We start from the raw sequence: 17,323 nt of genomic DNA, 5'->3' as shown, positions 1-17,323 counted from the left end.
GCTTAAAAGGATGACCTATGAAATCGGGCCGTTTTATCGGTGTAATGTCTGGAACCAGCCTTGATGGCGTCGATGTTGTGCTGGCGACAATAGATGAAACGATGGTTGCGCAGCAGGCGAGTCTGACCTGGCCCATCCCCATTCATGTTAAACAAGCGATACTGGATATCTGCCAGGGGCAGCAGCTTACACTTTCTCAGTTTGGCCAGTTAGATGCACAGCTCGGTTATCTATTTGCTGAGGCGGTGAATTCGCTGTTGGCGCAAGAAAAATTGAAACCGCAGGATATCGTTGCGATTGGTTGCCACGGGCAAACCGTGTGGCATGAACCGAACGGTGCTGCGCCGCACACGCTGCAAATTGGTGATAACAACCAGATTGTCGCGCGTACCGGGATAACCGTAGTCGGCGATTTTCGTCGACGTGATATCGCCCTTGGCGGGCAGGGTGCACCGCTCGTTCCCGCGTTTCATCAGGCACTGCTGGCACATCCAACGGAACGGCGAATGGTGTTAAACATCGGCGGGATTGCCAATCTGTCTCTGCTTATTCCGCAACAACCCGTTCGCGGATACGACACCGGGCCGGGCAATATGCTGATGGATGCATGGATCTGGCGGCAATGTGGCCAGCCCTACGACAAAGATGCGCAGTGGGCTATTTCAGGAACGGTGATCCTGCCGTTGCTGCAGAATATGCTTAACGATCCTTATTTTTCCGCGTCTGCGCCGAAAAGCACCGGCCGTGAGTATTTTAATTACGGCTGGATAGAGCGTCATCTGGCGCAGTTTCCGGGAATTAGCCCACGAGATGTGCAGGCGACGCTTGCCGAACTGACGGCAGTAACCATTTCAGAGCAGGTCTTATTAAGCGGCGGCTGTGATCGACTCATGGTATGTGGTGGTGGCAGTCGTAATCCGCTGCTGATGATGCGTCTGGCGGCATTATTACCGGGTACAGAGGTTACCTCTACCGATGAAGCCGGGATCAGCGGTGATGATATGGAAGCGTTAGCCTTTGCCTGGCTGGCGTGGCGAACGCTGGCCGGATTACCGGGAAATTTACCTTCTGTGACGGGGGCGTCAGAGCCGAGTGTTTTAGGGGCAATTTATCCTGCCAATCCACGAACTCAGAGTTAACTGAAATTATTCAGCGCGGTATGCCGGTAAACTAAGGATATTAGGGAGGGTGCCATTACCCTCCAGGACCAGGAAAGTCTTCAGGATATGGCTATGAAAAAACTGTTGTTAGTGTGTCTGCCCGTACTGCTTAGCGGTTGTAGTGTGTACAACCAGTTTGTCGAGCGTATGCAAACGGATACGCTTGAATACCGCTGCGACGAAAAACCGCTGACGGTGAAGCTGAACAATACCCGCCAGACGGCAAGCTTTGTTTATGATAATCAGCTATTGAACCTCAAACAGGGCGTGTCGGCATCAGGTGCACGTTATACCGATGGTATCTACGTATTTTGGTCTAAAGGCGACGAGGCAACGGTCTATAAACGAGACAGAATTGTGCTAAATAACTGTCAGTTACAGAACCCGAAGCGTTGAGATTTTCACCTGGGCGGCGCACAATAGCGTCACCCACTGACAATCCGTAGCCCAACATCATGTCTGATAACGACGAATTGCAGCAAATCGCGCATCTGCGCCGTGAATACACGAAAGGCGGTCTTCGCCGCCGCGATCTTCCCGCCGAACCCCTTGCGCTGTTTGAGCGCTGGCTGGGGCAAGCCTGTGATGCCAAACTGGCCGATCCCACCGCAATGGTCGTTGCGACCGTCGATGAAAATGGTCAGCCGTATCAGCGTATCGTGTTACTCAAGCATTATGATGACAAAGGGCTGGTGTTCTATACCAACCTTGGTAGCCGTAAGGCGCATCAGATCGAGAAAAATCCACGCATCAGCCTTTTATTTCCCTGGCATACGCTGGAACGGCAGGTGATGGTGATCGGCAAGGCAGAGCGTCTTTCCACACTCGAAGTGGTGAAATACTTCCACAGTCGCCCACGCGATAGTCAGATTGGCGCCTGGGTCTCAAAACAATCCAGTCGGATCTCCGCGCGCGGTATTCTCGAAAGCAAATTCCTCGAACTGAAGCAGAAGTTTCAGCAAGGGGAAGTTCCTCTGCCCAGTTTCTGGGGCGGCTTTCGCGTGAGTATTGAACAAATGGAGTTCTGGCAGGGCGGTGAAAACCGTCTGCACGATCGTTTTTTATACCAACGCGAAGATAACGCGTGGAAAATTGATCGCCTGGCCCCCTAAAGATGCAAATTTCTTGTTTTAAGCGCTGGTGCTGATCAATCCGGCGCTTTATTCTATGTTTCTTTCGCATCAGGCGAAAAGTCGTGTACCGGCAAAGGTGCAGTCGTTTTATACATGGAGATTTTGATGGCAAGCAGTAACTTGATTAAACAATTGCAAGAGCGGGGGCTGGTGGCCCAGGTGACGGACGAGGAAGCGTTAGCAGAGCGACTGGCGCAAGGCCCGATCGCGCTCTATTGCGGCTTCGATCCTACCGCTGACAGCTTGCATTTGGGGCATCTGGTTCCATTGTTATGCCTGAAACGCTTCCAGCAGGCAGGCCATAAGCCTGTTGCACTGGTAGGTGGCGCAACCGGTCTGATTGGTGACCCGAGCTTTAAAGCCGCCGAGCGTAAACTGAATACCGAAGACACCGTGCAGGAGTGGGTGGACAAAATCCGCAAACAGGTTGCACCGTTCCTCGATTTCGACTGTGGCGACAACTCGGCGATTGCTGCGAACAACTACGACTGGTTTGGCGGTATGAACGTACTGACTTTCCTGCGTGATATCGGCAAACACTTCTCCGTTAACCAGATGATCAACAAAGAAGCGGTTAAGCAGCGTCTGAACCGTGACGATCAGGGGATCTCCTTTACCGAGTTTTCTTACAACCTGCTGCAGGGTTATGACTTTGCCTGCCTGAACAAACTGCACGGCGTGGCACTGCAGATTGGTGGTTCTGACCAGTGGGGTAACATTACTTCGGGTATCGATTTAACCCGTCGTTTGCACCAGAATCAGGTGTTTGGTCTGACCGTTCCGCTGATCACTAAAGCTGATGGCACCAAATTCGGTAAGACGGAAGGCGGCGCAGTGTGGCTGGATCCGAAGAAAACCAGTCCGTACAAATTCTACCAGTTCTGGATCAACACCGCCGATGCGGACGTTTATCGCTTCCTGAAATTCTTCACTTTCATGGACATTGAAGAAATCAATGCGCTGGAAGAAGAAGATAAAAACAGCGGTAAAGCGCCGCGTGCCCAGTATGTTCTGGCCGAACAGGTTACGCGTCTGGTTCACGGTGAAGAAGGTCTGGTCGCGGCAAAACGCATTACCGAAAGCTTGTTCAACGGCAATCTCAGCGATTTGAGTGAAGCAGATTTCGAACAGCTGGCGCAGGATGGTGTGCCGATGATCGAGATGGACAAAGGTGCCGATTTGATGCAGGCGCTGGTGGACTCCGAGCTGCAACCTTCTCGCGGTCAGGCACGTAAGACCATTGCGTCAAACGCGGTAACCATCAACGGTGAGAAGCAGTCCGATCCGGAATATTTCTTCCAGGATAGTGATATCCTGTTCGGGCGCTATACCTTACTGCGCCGTGGCAAGAAGAACTATTGTCTGATTTGCTGGAAGTAAGATTGAGTTAGCAGGGGCGTGGGAAACTACGCCCCTTTATTTTTTCAGGGTTGTGGTAAGTAAAATGAAGAATATCCTCGCCATCCAGTCCCACGTTGTTTTTGGTCATGCGGGCAACAGTGCAGCAGAATTTCCGATGCGTCGTCTTGGCGCAAATGTCTGGCCGCTGAATACCGTTCAGTTTTCAAACCACACGCAGTATGGCAAATGGACCGGTTGCGTTATGCCGCCGAGCCACCTGACTGAAATTGTTCAGGGCATTGCTGATATTGATAAACTCCAGACCTGTGACGCAGTACTGAGCGGCTATCTTGGCTCAGCAGAACAGGGCGAGCATATTTTGGGTATTGTTCGCAAAGTAAAAGCGGCAAACCCGCAGGCAAAATACTTTTGTGATCCGGTGATGGGACACCCTGAAAAGGGGTGTATTGTCGCACCCGGAGTGGCGGAATTTCATGTACGCCATGCGCTCCCGGCTAGTGACATTATTGCCCCGAATCTGGTTGAGCTCGAAATTCTGTGCGAGCATGCGGTGAACAATGTCGACGAGGCCGTTGCAGCAGCGCGTGAACTGATCGCTCAGGGACCAGAAATTGTACTGGTGAAGCATCTGGCACGCGCAGGTATCAGCACCGACCGTTTCGAGATGCTGCTGGTCACCGCTGAACAGGCGTGGCATATCAGTCGTCCGTTAGTCGATTTTGGCGCACGTCAACCGGTTGGTGTGGGTGATGTGACGAGTGGCTTGTTGCTGGTGAAACTGCTGCAGGGCGCATCTTTACAGCAGGCGCTTGAGCATGTAACTGCGGCGGTGTACGAAGTGATGATTGCCACTAAAAATATGCACGAGTATGAGCTGCAGGTTGTGGCCGCACAGGATCGTATCGCGAAGCCTGAACACTACTTTAGTGCAACTCAGCTGTAATTAATGCCCGATGGCGCTCACGCTTATCGGGCATATTTTAGCTGTAGGCCGGGTAAGTGCCACCCGGCAACAACTATTAATTTAACCCTTCTGCTTTCAGCGCTGCGGCAACCGCCGGGCGTTCAGCCATTCGCGCCATATAGGCGTCAATATTACTTAATCCTGCCATATTCAGCTTAACCGCATAGGCCCAACGCAGTACGGTAAACAGATATGCGTCGGCGATGCTGAAGCGCGGGCCGCAGATCCATTGGTTATCTTTCAGCGAGTCGTTCACATACTGCATTTTTTTCTCCAGCAGCGCGCGAACGGTTGGCTTGAAGTCTTCCGGCGTATCGGGACGGAACAGTGGCGTAAAGCCTTTATGCAGTTCAGTCGCAATGTAGTTAAGCCATTCGATGGTTTTGTAACGGGAGAGGCTGCTGGTAGGGGCAAGGAGCTGGCGGTCTGGCACACTGTCCGCCAGGTATTGCATGATGGCAACACCTTCGGTAAGTAGCGTACCGTCATCCAGCAGCAGTGCGGGAACTTGCCCTTTTGGGTTTACCGCGAAAAAATCATCGCCATTTTCCAGACGTTTCTTCATCAGATCAACACCATCCAGCGTGAAATCTTTACCGCTCTCACGAAGTGTGATGTGGGAAGCGAGAGAACAAGCGCCCGGTTTGTAGAACAGTTTCATCGGTAACTCCTTTTGGCTGAGGTATATCGTATGGTAGTGCTACCTCAGGCAAAAAAAAGCCGCTAACAACAGTTAGCGGCCTGAAAATGAGTTTCCCTGAGAATTACGCTGTCGCGGCCTTAGAGGCTTTCTCATTGACGTCATCGTCCTGAGTCATACGGTTCAGTTTCGGAGCCGTCAGCAGCATCAGAACAGCGATAACAGCCGTCGCAACACCAATCTGCAGGAACACACGACCGTAGACTTCAAGGGACATCAGCGGGTCAGTCACGTTCTCTGGTACAGCCATCATGTTAGCGACGTAGCCACCGATGATGTTTGCACCGGCAGTGGTCAGGAACCAGCTACCCATGATGAAGCCCATCAGGCGCTGCGGAACCAACTGTGCCACCATTGCCAGACCCAGACCGGAGATCATCAGCTCACCGATACTTTGCAGACCGTAGCAGATAATCAACCAGTTAACGGAAACGATGCCCGCATCGGTAGCGAATTTCGCGCCCAGCGGCAGGATCAGGAATGCACCGGAACACAGCACCATACCAATCGCAAACTTGGTCGGCATCGGCAGGGTATCGCCCATTTTGTTATAGATAGCGGCGAGGATTGGGCTACCAATGATGATCCAGAACGGGTTCAGTGCCTGGTACTGTTCAGGTTCGAAAGCAATGCCAAGAATAGAGTGCTCAACGTTACGAATCGCAAAGAAGTTCAGTGAGGTCGGCATCTGGCTGTACAGCACGAAGAAGATAATCGCTTCCAGCATCAGGATGAAGGCGACGATCATTTTACGACGCGCAGCACCGTGCATGGTGAAGGCTTCTTTACCGAAGATGAACACGATACCCAGCGCAATGACGCCCAGAACCATACGAGCGATCTGCTGGTTGTGCAGCAACCAGGTTGCAATCGCGATCAGTACCACAACACCAGCAATGGTCAGCAGCAGGTTACGGAAGTTGATCGGTTCAAAGTCCGGTTTAGAACCGTACTGTTTAACCCAACGCTGGCAGAATGCGAAGTTAACAACGGTAATCAGCATACCCACGACGCTCAGAGCGAACGCGGTGCTCCAGCCGTAACGCGCAGCCAACCACGGTGTTGCCAGCATAGAGAAGAATGAACCGATGTTGACGGACATGTAGTACATGGTAAATGCACCATCAAGACGCGGGTCATCTTTGGCATAGCAGGTAGAGAGCAGGGAGGATGGGTTTGCTTTAAACAGGCCGTTACCGACCGCGATGGCCGCCATGCCCATATAAACGATACCCGCATCGTGACCGGACCATGCTACCAACGCATAACCGATGGCCAGCACAACGGCACCCAGCATAATGACACGTTTTGTTCCCAGAACTTTATCACCTAACCAGCCGCCAATGGCAACCAGACCGTACACCAGGGCGCTAAAGGACGAGAAAAGGGTGATGGAATCCGCTTCTGACATACCCAGCTGTTTAACCAGGTAGACGGCCATAATCCCTTGCAGGCCGTAATAACCAAAACGTTCCCACAGCTCAATAGAGAAAATGAGATAGAACGCTTTTGGTTGTTTGAAGGCGTTTAAACTTACGCTTTCTGTTGGTTTATTGTTTGCAGTAGACACTTTTACCTCTTTTTTTACATCCCATATCAACGGGGGTGTTCAGGTACGTGATGAGTCAAGTTCATCCGTCCGATTGTTATAGTGGGAGGGGAAACGGCAAGTAATGTTCACTATCTTGACCATTCAGACAAGTGGTTTGTAATAATCTGTTACATATATCATGACTGGTGAAATCGTCGGGGCTGTGAAATGTTATCTAGCGTTAAATTTCTTCATTTCTAAAATGGCAGATTTTTACACTGTTTAATCACCGCCATAACCGCAATGCGGCGATATGTTCTGCTATTTAAGGTTGAATCCAGTGATATAGGCCATTATCTGAAAAATAGGCAGTGTAATGTTTTGTTTAGAAACTGTGCAGTTAGGTCATCTAATTGTCACCTTAACTAAAAAATAAAAATTTATTAACATTGTGTTAGCTGGATGATCTGGATCACGTATAGATAGAAATTTCTTTTGCTAAAAAAACGATTAACCTGCTCAGGTGTTAATTAACAAGAATATTGCATTAGATATGAGCAATTGGATGGCATCATTGTCGGGAAAATAAACGCTGGGGAGTGCATAACTAATCGTTATGTATGTAAGGGGCGAGGAGGATGCCCCGGCAGCATTAGATATCGACTTTCTCTTTGAATTCGCAGAGATCTTCAATAATACAGGAACCACAGCGCGGCTTTCTGGCGATGCAGGTGTAGCGGCCATGAAGAATTAACCAGTGATGGCAATCGACTTTAAATTCACTGGGTACGACTTTCAGCAGCTTCTCTTCAACCTGCTCGACGTTTTTACCCGGGGCGAATTGCGTGCGATTACAGACGCGAAAAATGTGGGTATCTACGGCGATAGTGGGCCAGCCAAAGGCGGTATTTAACACTACATTAGCCGTCTTTCGCCCAACTCCAGGGAGAGCTTCTAACGCAGCACGGTCTTCAGGCACTTCACCATTATGTTGTTCCAGCAGAATGCGGCAGGTTTTAATTACGTTTTCCGCTTTGCTGTTAAACAAACCGATTGTCTTGATGTAGGACTTAACACCTTCAACACCGAGCTCCAGCATCGCAGCAGGCGTATTGGCGACGGGGTATAGCTTAGCCGTCGCTTTATTGACGCTGACATCGGTCGCTTGTGCGGAGAGCAAGACCGAAATCAACAGTTCAAACGGCGATGTAAAATTAAGCTCGGTTGTTGGATGCGGGTTGTTATCCCGCAGGCGCGTCAGTATTTCCAGACGTTTTGCTTTGTTCATTACGCATTCCCTGTTTCACCCGCGGGACTGTCCACGACAGCCGCCTCGGCACGACGTTTCTTCATTTTCTCATCAATCAGATACTTCACTGCCAGCATCAGACCCAGGCCAATAAACGCGCCTGGTGGTAGCATGGCCAGCAGAAACGGCGTATCAGTATGGAAGATCTCAACGCGCAAGACTTTGGCCCAGCTACCCAATAAACCGTCTGCACCATCAAACAGTGTACCGTTACCAATTATTTCACGCAGCGAGCCCAGAACAAACATGGCACCTGTTGCGCCCATGCCGATGGAGAAACCATCAAGTGCGGATAGTGCAGGGCCCTTTTTGGCGGCGAAGGCTTCTGCACGGCCAACAACAATGCAGTTGGTTACAATCAGCGGGATGAAGATGCCCAGAGACTGATACAGGCCGAAGGCGTAGGCATTGATCAACATCTGTACCGCACTCACCACGGAGGCGATAATCATGACATAAATCGGAATACGAATTTCTGGCGGTGTCCAGCGGCGAAGGGCTGAAATCGTCAGGTTGGTCAGCGTCAGGACGAGCGTAGTCGCAAGTCCAAGCCCCAGCGCGTTCGTGGCGGTAGAGGTGACGGCCAACAGCGGACACATCCCGAGTAGTTGCACAAGCGCGGAGTTATTTTTCCATAACCCCTGGACAATCACGTCTTTAATTTCGCTCATGGTTATTCTCCACAGGCGTTAAGTTGAGGGAGTTGCGCAGGCAGCGTCTGCGCATACAGGCCGGCACGTTTAACCGCGTTAACCACCGCACGTGGTGTAATGGTTGCGCCAGTAAACTGGTCAAAGTCGCCGCCATCTTTTTTCACTGCCCAGTGAGAGGTGTTATCCGCAGAAATTGTTTTACCGCTAAAATGGGTGATCCAGTCGGACAGTCGCAGTTCGATTTTATCGCCCAGCCCAGGCGTTTCATGGTGTTCGGTAACCCGCGTACCCAACACGGTACCCGTGAAATCGACACCCACCAGCAGTTGAATCGCCCCGGAATAACCATCTGGCGCCGTAGCTTCAAGAATCGCAGCAACAGGACGATCGTCCTGGCGGGCAATATATACACGGTGCGTACCTTTGCCTAACGCCGGCGCATTGACCAGATAACAACTTTCAGACAAGTTATTATTGTAGCGATCGCCAGGCAGAACCTGATCGAACAGCGTTTTTTGCTGTATCGCGGCCTGTTCATCAATGGTTGACTTGGTTAATTGATTGATTGCTGCGGTTAACCCCGTTGAGCCCGCAGCAAACAGCGCCAGTGTAATACCGTGTTTACGAATCGTTTTCAGCATATCTAGTCCTTAGCGATGTCCGTACACGCGAGGGCGGGTGTAATAATCAATCAGGGGAACCGTGATATTTGCCAGCAACACGGCAAAAGCCACGCCATCAGGATAACCACCAAAACTGCGTATCAACCACACTAACAGGCCCGCAAGCGCGCCAAAAATCAGACGACCACGGTTGGTTGTTGATGCTGTAACGGGATCGGTAAGAATAAAGAACGCACCTAACATCGTCGCGCCGGAAAGCAAGTGCAACTGAGGCGATGCCAGTGAGTCTGGCGAAAAAATCCAACCTAAAGTGGCACAAACAGCGAGCGACAGCAGGAAGCTAACCGGGATATGCCAGCGAATCGCTTTTTGCCATAACAGCACGATACCACCAACCAGCCAGGCAAGGTTCACCCACTGCCAGCCAGCGCCTGCCAGCATGCCGCTGTAGATCGGGTATTGCATCACCTGCTCAACGGTACGTCCGGCATGCAGGGATGTCTTAAAGGTATCAAGAGGTGTTGCCTGACTGATACCATCGATACCCATACGCAGCGAATTCATATCCCCGCCGCTGGCGGTATGTCCGTTAAAAATAACGTTCAGGGCGTCAAAGAAACCAGGCACCGTGGCCGCAATTTCATGCGGCGGCAGCCAACTGGTCATCTGTACCGGAAATGAGATGAGCAGCACGACATAGCCAATCATGGCAGGGTTAAACGGGTTCTGCCCGAGCCCGCCATACAGCTGTTTCGCAATGATAACCGCAAATACCGTGCCTAATACCACCATCCACCATGGCGCGAGGGGCGGAATACTGACGGCCAAAAGCAACCCAGTGAGTAACGCAGAGTTGTCTTTTAAAATTGCCACAATGGGTTGTTTACGCAGTTTAAGCACACCCGCTTCGGCAGCAATAGCGCTGATGGCAGCGAGAACGATCTGGAACAACGTGCCCCAGCCGAAGAACCACAGCTGAGCGGCAATCCCCGGCAATGCAGCAAGTAATACCAGCATCATGATACGCGATGTCTGGCGCTGGTTATGGGTATAAGGGGAGCTTGCTATTCTGAATACCATTTATTCCTCGTTTACAACCTGCTGCTGTGCGGCCTTCTTTGCCTGAGCGCGTGCGATGGCGGCCGCGACGGCGGCTTTACGTGGATCAACCGGCTCGGCTGTTTCGGCTACCGCCTACTGCTCTAGCTTGCGGGCTTTGGCGCGGGCGATTGCCGCTTCCACGGCAGCTTTACGCGGATCAACGGGCTCGGTTGTTTCTGTTACCGCCTGCTGCTCGAGCTTGCGAGCTTTGGCGCGGGCGATTGCCGCTTCCACGGCAGCCTTACGCGGATCAACCGGTTCGGCCGTTTCTGTTACCGCTTCTTGCTCAAGCTTGCGGGCTTTGGCGCGGGCAATTGCCGCTTCCACGGCAGCTTTACGCGGGTCTGTACCCGTGCTGCTGCCTTCACTTTGCGGCGGGTTTTCCTTACGGGAAGCACGAGCTTGCGCCTTACGCGCCTCGCGTGCGGCAATCACGGCGCTATTGTCAGGTTTTTCACCTGCCTGAATGACCACCGGTTGCAGCGCCTGAGCCTGCTTTTCTTTTACGCGAGCCAGCGCGGCGGCAATGGCATCATGATCTTTGGCCGCCGGCTGAGCAGCGGCGCTCTTATGGCGTTCAAGACGTGCTGCTTTTTCACGTTCAAGGCGCGCCTGTCGGGCTTCAAACCGAGCTTTTGCTTCTGCGGCGCGCTTTTCTTCCTGACTAATGGCGTAAATCTCGGCTTTTTCCTGACGGAAATACTGTACCAGTGGAATATTGCTTGGGCATACCCAGGCGCAGGCACCGCATTCAATACAGTCGGCGATATTGTGGGCCGTCGCTTTGTCGTGCTGTTGCCCTTTACTGAACCAGTAAAGCTGTTGTGGCAGGAGATCGGCCGGACAGGCATCGGCGCATGCGCTACAGCGAATGCAGCCTTTCTCTTCTGGCGTTTCACCCATTTCACTGGCAGAGGGGGCCAGAAGACAGTTGGTTATCTTCACCACCGGGACATCCAGCCACGGCAGCGTAAAGCCCATCAGCGGCCCGCCCATAATCACCATCTGGTCGGCGGAAGGGCAGAAGCCCGCATCGTTGAGCAGATGACGAACCGGCGTACCTAAACGCGCCCAGACGTTGCCCGGACGACTGACTGCTTCACCTGTTAGCGTCACGACACGTTCGGTGATCGGCTCTCCGTCGATTACTGCACGTTTAATTGCATAGGCGGTTCCGACGTTTTGCATCAATACGCCGATATCAGAGGAGCGTCCGCCGTGGGGAACCTGCTTGCCGGTCAGGATTTGTGTTAACTGCTTGGCCCCGCCGGACGGGTACTTGGTGGGGATCACGCGTAGGCTAATGTCGTGTGAATCAGCCAGCACCGCGCGCAGCATAGATATTGCCTGCGGTTTGTTATCTTCGATACCCAGGAGGATCTCGCGTGGCTGAAGAATGTGCGCCAGGATGCGGATACCTTCGACGACCTGAGCGGCACAGTCCTGCATCAGGCGGTCATCTGCCGTAATGTACGGCTCGCATTCGGCGGCGTTAATGATCAGCGTTTCAATTTTATCTCCGCCGCCCTGCAGTTTAACGCCGGTGGGAAAACCTGCGCCACCCAGCCCGGCGACGCCGTACTGATGAATACGCGCAATCAGCTCTTCCCGGCTGTGGGAGCGATAATCGGTCCAGCCGTCTCGCTCAATCCAGCGATCTTCGCCATCGGCGTCTATGATGACGCTCAACTCAGCCAGTGCCGAAGGATGCGCGGTGGAGTGCGGGGCAATGGCAACAACGGTGCCTGATGTTGGCGCATGGACTGGAAGCATTTTGCCTCGTCCGCGGGTTAAGGGCTGACCACGCAGCACGGTGTCACCCACGTTTACGCACAGTTCACCCTCCGCACCAATATGTTGTTTCAGCGGAATAACGAAACGCGGCGCCAGCGGAACCTGTCGCAACGGCGTTCCGTTTGACTGGGTTTTCATTTCTGGTGGATGAATGCCGCCATCAAAGTCCCAGATTTTATTTTTTCTGAATGCAGAGAATAACTTAAACATGTTGTTCCACGGGAATGATGCGCACAGGGATGGTGTTTAAATCCCATTTCCAGCTATCGGGTGTCTCGGCTACCGGGCGTAATTCAATACATTGCGTCGGGCACGGGTCAACGCACAGGTTGCATCCGGTGCAGAGATCGCTCATTACCGTGTGCATGGCGCGGGTCGCGCCCACGATGGCATCGACCGGGCAGGCCTGAATACACTTAGTGCACCCAATACAGTTGTTTTCATCAATGACCGCCAGCATTCGCACCGGCGTAACGTCTTGTTCATCGCCATCAATAGGCTGCGGATCGACATTCAGCAGGGCGGCAATTTTTAACATCACCGCTTCGCCGCCGGGGGCGCAACGGTTAATTTTTTCACCCTGAGAGCCGATCGCCTCAGCATAAGGATGACAGCCCGGATAGCCGCACTGGCCACACTGGCTTTGCGGGAGAATTTCATCAATTTTCTCCACGACCGGATCATCTTCAACGGCAAAACGTCGTGAGGCGTACCCCAAAATAGCGCCGAACGCCAGACCCAGTAGACTCACTGCGGCAACGGCAATCCAGATAGCATTCATTACAACTTCACCAAACCACTAAAGCCCATAAAGGCCAATGACATTAAACCAGCGGTAATCAGCGCAATCGCATTGCCGCGAAACGGCGCTGGGACGTCCGCCACGGCGAGGCGTTCGCGGATCGCGGCGAACAGTACCATCACCAGCGAGAAGCCGACGGCGGCGGAAAAACCGTATAGCGCCGACTGTAAAAAGTTATGGCCGAGGTTGATGTTCAGTAGCGCCACACCTAACACTGCGCAGTTAGTGGTGATCAGCGGTAGGAAGATCCCCAGCAGGCGGTACAGCGCAGGGCTGGTTTTGCGCACAACCATTTCGGTAAACTGCACGACGACGGCGATAACCAGAATAAAAGCCAGCGTGCGCAGATAGATGAGATTGAGCGGAATTAGGATCCAGTTATCAATCAGCCAAGCGCAGATGGATGCCAGTGTCATGACAAACGTCGTGGCAAGGCCCATACCCATTGCGGTTTCCAGTTTTTTGGAAACGCCCATAAACGGGCAAAGGCCCAGAAACTTCACCAGTACAAAGTTATTGACCAGTACAGTTCCGACAAACAGCAGCAGGTAATCAGTCATTTTTCGGCCTGAAATAAAAAGCCGCCTATTATCTGACAATCTTCAACAGGCGACAACAGGTTAACTGTAGGGTTATTACGGGTTCACAAACGTCGATTTAACGCGCTGCGATCGTTTGAAGTAGGGCACCAACAGTGCTGCAGCCAGTAATGGGAACAGCAGTTGGCGCACGGCAAAAGCGTCTGGGACGGGTGAAAACGCAAACGCTTTAATCGCCAGCAACACGGAGATCAGCAGCCACAGAATGTAATGCTTAGGCACACAGGCTCTGCGTTTGAAAAACGCAATCGTCAGCCACAGTGTGTAATACCACATGGCGATCGCGGTAATAAAGGAGACGCCCCATAACAGCAAGTTTGCCGTACTTTGCTCACCCAGCGTTTTGAAGGTTTGCGGTGTAGCCAGCGCAGTGACATAAAGTAATAACGCCAGCGAAGCGCTCAACAACGCGACTAACAGCCAGGCCAGTGGCCCAAGTAGCCAGCCTCCGATACGTTGTGCCGGTGTTGTAGTCATCTCTTCTCCAGGTTTACGCGCGCAATCAATCATGCCATTCATTTTGGGGCAATTATTATAAAGCTTTTAACGTTGAGCGCTACTTTCTTCTTTATTGCACGTAATGCCAGACTGATTTAGGTACCTGACCAACATCAAACAGACGACCTCCGGAGATAAGCTCCGCACGGCGATGGTCTGCGGCACGGTACATATTGATAATGTCGTTATCGTCGGTGAGCGTGTAGTTAAGATGGTCGAACAGTTTTTCCAGACTTTCGAGCGAACTGATTTTGCGGAATTTTAATAAGTAATCCTGAACGGTCATAAATGCAGATCCATATTAATAAAATAATACCAATGGAGTAGAAAATATAAAAATAAACAACGAGCACAGGGAAAAGCGCATTTACGTGCAAATGTAAGAAGAGTGTTCATACCTGTGAAAAATCAGGCGCTATGCGCGTCTTGAGCAAGGGTAACGCGCTTAGCGATCGCTGGCAATATGCAGCGGAGCGGGACGCGGCATAATTCGCTTTTTTTGACAGAAAGCGATCTTTTACCGGCAGACCCTGCAACTACCAATGTTAATTGCCGGGCAATAAAAGGCTGCTGATGCTTATTTCTTCTGCACTGCCGCAACGGGCTCTGGTGGCTGGTAATTGTCAATATGATTGGCAACACCCAGCAGGATCACGGAGACGGCGAGAACAATCCAACCTGTTAATTCAATAAGACGATTCATTACTGATGACATTTGCTTTGATTTATCCATAAACACAGGCTGCAAATGTTACTAATCTCTCATTAATACAGCAAGATGATTGGGAACGATTTCTACCTCTTTTTCGCTGCAAGTTAAGCATAAGTGGCATATGTTTGACTTAAGTTAAAAAACAACCTTTGTAGCGCAAAGGTTATTAAACTATTGAGACGTTGCAAGGTATGGTGTGAAATAGGTCAGTCCTGAATTGAGAGGCAATAACATGAGTGACAACATCCGCGTTGGGCTAATTGGCTACGGTTATGCCAGCAAAACCTTCCATGCCCCACTGATTGTGGGCACGCCGGGTCTGGAACTGGCTGCAGTGTCCAGTAGTGATGAAGCAAAAGTGAAAGCAGACTGGCCTACGGTGGCGGTTGTTGCTGAGCCTAAGCATCTTTTTAACGATCCAAATATCGACCTGATTGTGATCCCCACGCCAAACGACACGCACTTTCCGTTAGCGAAAGCAGCGTTGGAAGCGGGCAAACATGTGGTTGTTGATAAGCCCTTTACCGTGACACTGTCACAAGCACGTGAGTTGGATGCGCTGGCACGTAGCCTGGGGCGTGTGTTGTCTGTATTCCATAACCGTCGCTGGGACAGTGATTTTCTGACGCTGAAAGCTCTGCTGGCGGATGGTGTTTTGGGTGAGGTAGCGTATTTCGAATCCCATTTCGATCGTTTCCGCCCACAGGTTCGTGACCGCTGGCGTGAACAGGGCGGTCCGGGAAGCGGTATCTGGTACGATTTAGCACCGCATCTTTTGGATCAGGCGATTAACCTGTTTGGTTTACCTGTCAGCCTGACGGTAGACCTGGCCCAGTTGCGTCCGGGCGCGCAGGCGACGGATTACTTCCATGCCATCCTGACGTATCCGCAGCGTCGTGTGATCCTGCATGGCACCATGCTTGCTGCTGCAGAATCGGCCCGTTATATTGTGCACGGATCGCGTGGCAGCTATGTGAAGTATGGCCTTGACCCACAGGAAGAGCGTCTGAAAAATGGCGAGCGCCTGCCTCAGGAAGACTGGGGATATGATATGCGCGATGGCATATTGACCCGAGTAGAAGGCGAAGAGCAGGTTGAAGAAACCTGGCTAACCGTACCGGGCAACTATCCGGCGTATTATGCTGGCATTCGTGATGCGCTAAACGGCAACGGTGAAAACCCGGTACCGGCGAGACAGGCTATCCAAATTATGGAGCTGATTGAGCTGGGTATAGAATCTGCGAAACATCGTTCGACGCTGTGCCTTGCCTGATTAGGTAAATGGCGCAAGGCGATACCTTCCTGGCATCGTATCCGGCCTACAATGAAAACCAACGTAGGCCGGATAAGCGTTAGCGCCATCCGGCACTTTACCTGTTACGCTGCGGAGACTTTCTCGCGCAAGGCTCGTTTTTCTTCGTTACTCAGGAATGCCATTTCCAGACCGTTGATTTGGGCCTGACGGATCTGTTCGCGCGTTAGGCCTGCAGCTGGTGCGGCAATGGTGTACTCGTGAATAATATCCACACCCTGAACAGCCGGGTCGTCCGTATTCAAACTGGCGATAACGCCATGCTCAAGGAACGTTTTCAGCGGATGGTTCGCTAGTGAGGCAACGGTGCTGGTCTGAATGTTTGATGTCAGGCAGGATTCGATACCGATACGGTGCTCGGCGAGGTAATCCATCAACGCACGATCTTCAACGGCTTTAACGCCGTGGCCAATACGTTCAGCGCCTAGCTCTTTAATGGCCTGCCAGATGCTTTCTGGTCCCGCGGCTTCGCCCGCATGCACGGTAATACGCCAGCCGGCGTCGCGTGCCTGGTTGAAGTGAGACAGGAACAGGCTGCCCGGGAACCCCAGTTCGTCACCGGCCAGATCCAGTGCCGTAATATGGTCTCGGTGGGCTAACAGCGCATCCAGTTCCTGCAGACAGGCGGCTTCGCCGAAAGTACGACTCATAATGCCAATTAAGCGAGCTTCGACGCCAAAGGTCTTGCAGCCCTCGCGTACGCCTGCGATGACGGCTTCAACCACACCTGCAACCGGGAGCTGATGCGCCATCGCCATGTAGCCAGGGGAAAAACGCAGTTCAACATAGTGCAGACCGTTACGTGCTGCATCCTCAATATTCTCAAACGCCACTCGACGACACGCATCCAGCGAGGCCAGTACCTTTACTCCCCAGTCGAGCTTGGATAAAAAGCTCACTAAATCTGGCTCAGTTGATGTGACTTGCACATGAGGGATCAGCGTTTCCAACGTTTGTGCCGGAAGCGTTAAGTTGAACTGACGACCCAGATCCAGGATCGTTTGTGCACGGATGTTACCATCAAGGTGGCGATGGACGTCGGTCAGGGGGAGAGAAGTATCAATCATGGT

The 17,323-nt window shown here is 52.0% G+C and carries 18 protein-coding genes and 1 pseudogene; 6 read left to right on the top strand and 13 right to left on the bottom strand.

What is annotated here, in order from left to right; genetic code table 11:
- Nucleotides 1-17: 17 nt before the first annotated feature.
- From anmK to pdxY, 5 genes are all read left to right on the top strand, one after another.
- The gene (anmK, locus tag JQN59_RS12630) at nt 18-1,139 is read left to right on the top strand and encodes an anhydro-N-acetylmuramic acid kinase (RefSeq protein WP_048214265.1); all 1,122 of its coding nucleotides are present in this window, start codon (nt 18-20) and stop codon (nt 1,137-1,139) included.
- Nucleotides 1,140-1,226: 87 nt separating this feature from the next.
- Complete coding sequence (gene mliC, locus JQN59_RS12625) at nt 1,227-1,556, top strand: C-type lysozyme inhibitor (RefSeq protein WP_003029170.1); 330 nt, start codon at nt 1,227-1,229, stop codon at nt 1,554-1,556.
- A 59-nt stretch (nt 1,557-1,615) separates the two neighbouring features.
- Nucleotides 1,616-2,272: a pyridoxamine 5'-phosphate oxidase gene (gene pdxH, locus JQN59_RS12620; RefSeq protein ID WP_003029169.1), complete on the top strand. Its 657-nt coding sequence runs from the start codon at nt 1,616-1,618 to the stop codon at nt 2,270-2,272.
- 126 nt (nt 2,273-2,398) lie between these two features.
- Entirely contained in the window at nt 2,399-3,673 is a 1,275-nt protein-coding gene (tyrS, locus tag JQN59_RS12615; protein ID WP_020996426.1) for a tyrosine--tRNA ligase, read from the top strand.
- A 64-nt stretch (nt 3,674-3,737) separates the two neighbouring features.
- The gene (pdxY, locus tag JQN59_RS12610; RefSeq protein ID WP_048214264.1) at nt 3,738-4,598 is read left to right on the top strand and encodes a pyridoxal kinase PdxY; all 861 of its coding nucleotides are present in this window, start codon (nt 3,738-3,740) and stop codon (nt 4,596-4,598) included.
- Nucleotides 4,599-4,674: 76 nt separating this feature from the next.
- Here pdxY and gstA read toward each other — a convergent pair whose 3' ends face one another.
- The 12 genes and pseudogenes from gstA to blr all read right to left on the bottom strand — a co-directional run bounded on the left by gstA (nt 4,675) and on the right by blr (nt 14,932).
- Nucleotides 4,675-5,280, bottom strand: coding sequence for a glutathione transferase GstA (gene gstA, locus JQN59_RS12605; RefSeq protein ID WP_003832787.1), 606 nt, complete (start codon nt 5,278-5,280; stop codon nt 4,675-4,677).
- A gap of 103 nt (nt 5,281-5,383) precedes the next feature.
- Nucleotides 5,384-6,889, bottom strand: coding sequence for a dipeptide/tripeptide permease DtpA (gene dtpA, locus JQN59_RS12600; RefSeq protein WP_020996425.1), 1,506 nt, complete (start codon nt 6,887-6,889; stop codon nt 5,384-5,386).
- 613 nt (nt 6,890-7,502) lie between these two features.
- The gene (gene nth, locus JQN59_RS12595) at nt 7,503-8,138 is read right to left on the bottom strand and encodes an endonuclease III (protein ID WP_003029161.1); all 636 of its coding nucleotides are present in this window, start codon (nt 8,136-8,138) and stop codon (nt 7,503-7,505) included.
- Entirely contained in the window at nt 8,138-8,830 is a 693-nt protein-coding gene (locus JQN59_RS12590) for an electron transport complex subunit E (RefSeq protein ID WP_008784678.1), read from the bottom strand. The genes nth and JQN59_RS12590 overlap by 1 nt, the downstream gene beginning before the upstream one ends.
- A 2-nt stretch (nt 8,831-8,832) precedes the next feature.
- Nucleotides 8,833-9,453: an electron transport complex subunit RsxG gene (rsxG, locus tag JQN59_RS12585; protein WP_103014918.1), complete on the bottom strand. Its 621-nt coding sequence runs from the start codon at nt 9,451-9,453 to the stop codon at nt 8,833-8,835.
- 9 nt (nt 9,454-9,462) lie between these two features.
- On the bottom strand, nt 9,463-10,515 hold the full coding sequence (gene rsxD / locus JQN59_RS12580) for an electron transport complex subunit RsxD (protein ID WP_008784680.1): 1,053 nt from the start codon (nt 10,513-10,515) through the stop codon (nt 9,463-9,465).
- A pseudogene (gene rsxC / locus JQN59_RS12575) lies at nt 10,516-12,540 on the bottom strand (electron transport complex subunit RsxC).
- Nucleotides 12,533-13,111: an electron transport complex subunit RsxB gene (gene rsxB, locus JQN59_RS12570; RefSeq protein WP_032943340.1), complete on the bottom strand. Its 579-nt coding sequence runs from the start codon at nt 13,109-13,111 to the stop codon at nt 12,533-12,535. The pseudogene rsxC and the gene rsxB overlap by 8 nt, the downstream one beginning before the upstream one ends.
- A complete protein-coding gene (gene rsxA / locus JQN59_RS12565) occupies nt 13,111-13,692 on the bottom strand; it encodes an electron transport complex subunit RsxA (RefSeq protein ID WP_048214262.1) in 582 nt (193 codons plus the stop codon). The genes rsxB and rsxA overlap by 1 nt, the downstream gene beginning before the upstream one ends.
- Before the next feature lie 75 nt (nt 13,693-13,767).
- On the bottom strand, nt 13,768-14,208 hold the full coding sequence (locus JQN59_RS12560; protein WP_020996422.1) for a DUF2569 domain-containing protein: 441 nt from the start codon (nt 14,206-14,208) through the stop codon (nt 13,768-13,770).
- A gap of 91 nt (nt 14,209-14,299) precedes the next feature.
- Entirely contained in the window at nt 14,300-14,515 is a 216-nt protein-coding gene (gene ydgT, locus JQN59_RS12555) for a transcription modulator YdgT (RefSeq protein WP_008784684.1), read from the bottom strand.
- Nucleotides 14,516-14,806: 291 nt separating this feature from the next.
- A complete protein-coding gene (gene blr / locus JQN59_RS12550; protein ID WP_003029134.1) occupies nt 14,807-14,932 on the bottom strand; it encodes a division septum protein Blr in 126 nt (41 codons plus the stop codon).
- A gap of 241 nt (nt 14,933-15,173) precedes the next feature.
- Between blr and JQN59_RS12545 the strand changes: the two genes are divergently transcribed.
- Nucleotides 15,174-16,214 (top strand): oxidoreductase, encoded by a 1,041-nt coding sequence (locus tag JQN59_RS12545; RefSeq protein ID WP_048214261.1) that lies wholly within the window; start codon nt 15,174-15,176, stop codon nt 16,212-16,214.
- A gap of 104 nt (nt 16,215-16,318) precedes the next feature.
- Here the strand turns inward: JQN59_RS12545 and add are convergent, their stop codons facing one another.
- A complete protein-coding gene (gene add / locus JQN59_RS12540) occupies nt 16,319-17,320 on the bottom strand; it encodes an adenosine deaminase (protein WP_048214260.1) in 1,002 nt (333 codons plus the stop codon).
- Nucleotides 17,321-17,323 lie beyond the last annotated feature (3 nt).

It is taken from the genome of Citrobacter sp. B72 (genome assembly GCF_016894305.1).
Lineage (GTDB): Bacteria > Pseudomonadota > Gammaproteobacteria > Enterobacterales > Enterobacteriaceae > Citrobacter > Citrobacter portucalensis.
The sequence above is the reverse complement of the archived record's forward strand: the minus strand, read 5'-3'. Positions and strand labels throughout refer to the sequence as shown.

What these genes read in the sequence shown, in the direction of transcription:
- rsxB (WP_032943340.1), bottom strand. Translation starts at nt 13,111, where the DNA reads ATGAATGCTATCTGGATTGCCGTTGCCGCAGTGAGTCTACTGGGTCTG.
- pdxY (WP_048214264.1), top strand. Translation starts at nt 3,738, where the DNA reads ATGAAGAATATCCTCGCCATCCAGTCCCACGTTGTTTTTGGTCATGCG.
- tyrS (WP_020996426.1), top strand. Translation starts at nt 2,399, where the DNA reads ATGGCAAGCAGTAACTTGATTAAACAATTGCAAGAGCGGGGGCTGGTG.
- JQN59_RS12590 (WP_008784678.1), bottom strand. Translation starts at nt 8,830, where the DNA reads ATGAGCGAAATTAAAGACGTGATTGTCCAGGGGTTATGGAAAAATAAC.
- blr (WP_003029134.1), bottom strand. Translation starts at nt 14,932, where the DNA reads ATGAATCGTCTTATTGAATTAACAGGTTGGATTGTTCTCGCCGTCTCC.
- pdxH (WP_003029169.1), top strand. Translation starts at nt 1,616, where the DNA reads ATGTCTGATAACGACGAATTGCAGCAAATCGCGCATCTGCGCCGTGAA.
- mliC (WP_003029170.1), top strand. Translation starts at nt 1,227, where the DNA reads ATGGCTATGAAAAAACTGTTGTTAGTGTGTCTGCCCGTACTGCTTAGC.
- anmK (WP_048214265.1), top strand. Translation starts at nt 18, where the DNA reads ATGAAATCGGGCCGTTTTATCGGTGTAATGTCTGGAACCAGCCTTGAT.
- nth (WP_003029161.1), bottom strand. Translation starts at nt 8,138, where the DNA reads ATGAACAAAGCAAAACGTCTGGAAATACTGACGCGCCTGCGGGATAAC.
- gstA (WP_003832787.1), bottom strand. Translation starts at nt 5,280, where the DNA reads ATGAAACTGTTCTACAAACCGGGCGCTTGTTCTCTCGCTTCCCACATC.
- rsxD (WP_008784680.1), bottom strand. Translation starts at nt 10,515, where the DNA reads ATGGTATTCAGAATAGCAAGCTCCCCTTATACCCATAACCAGCGCCAG.
- add (WP_048214260.1), bottom strand. Translation starts at nt 17,320, where the DNA reads ATGATTGATACTTCTCTCCCCCTGACCGACGTCCATCGCCACCTTGAT.
- JQN59_RS12560 (WP_020996422.1), bottom strand. Translation starts at nt 14,208, where the DNA reads ATGACTACAACACCGGCACAACGTATCGGAGGCTGGCTACTTGGGCCA.
- JQN59_RS12545 (WP_048214261.1), top strand. Translation starts at nt 15,174, where the DNA reads ATGAGTGACAACATCCGCGTTGGGCTAATTGGCTACGGTTATGCCAGC.
- rsxG (WP_103014918.1), bottom strand. Translation starts at nt 9,453, where the DNA reads ATGCTGAAAACGATTCGTAAACACGGTATTACACTGGCGCTGTTTGCT.
- rsxA (WP_048214262.1), bottom strand. Translation starts at nt 13,692, where the DNA reads ATGACTGATTACCTGCTGCTGTTTGTCGGAACTGTACTGGTCAATAAC.
- ydgT (WP_008784684.1), bottom strand. Translation starts at nt 14,515, where the DNA reads ATGACCGTTCAGGATTACTTATTAAAATTCCGCAAAATCAGTTCGCTC.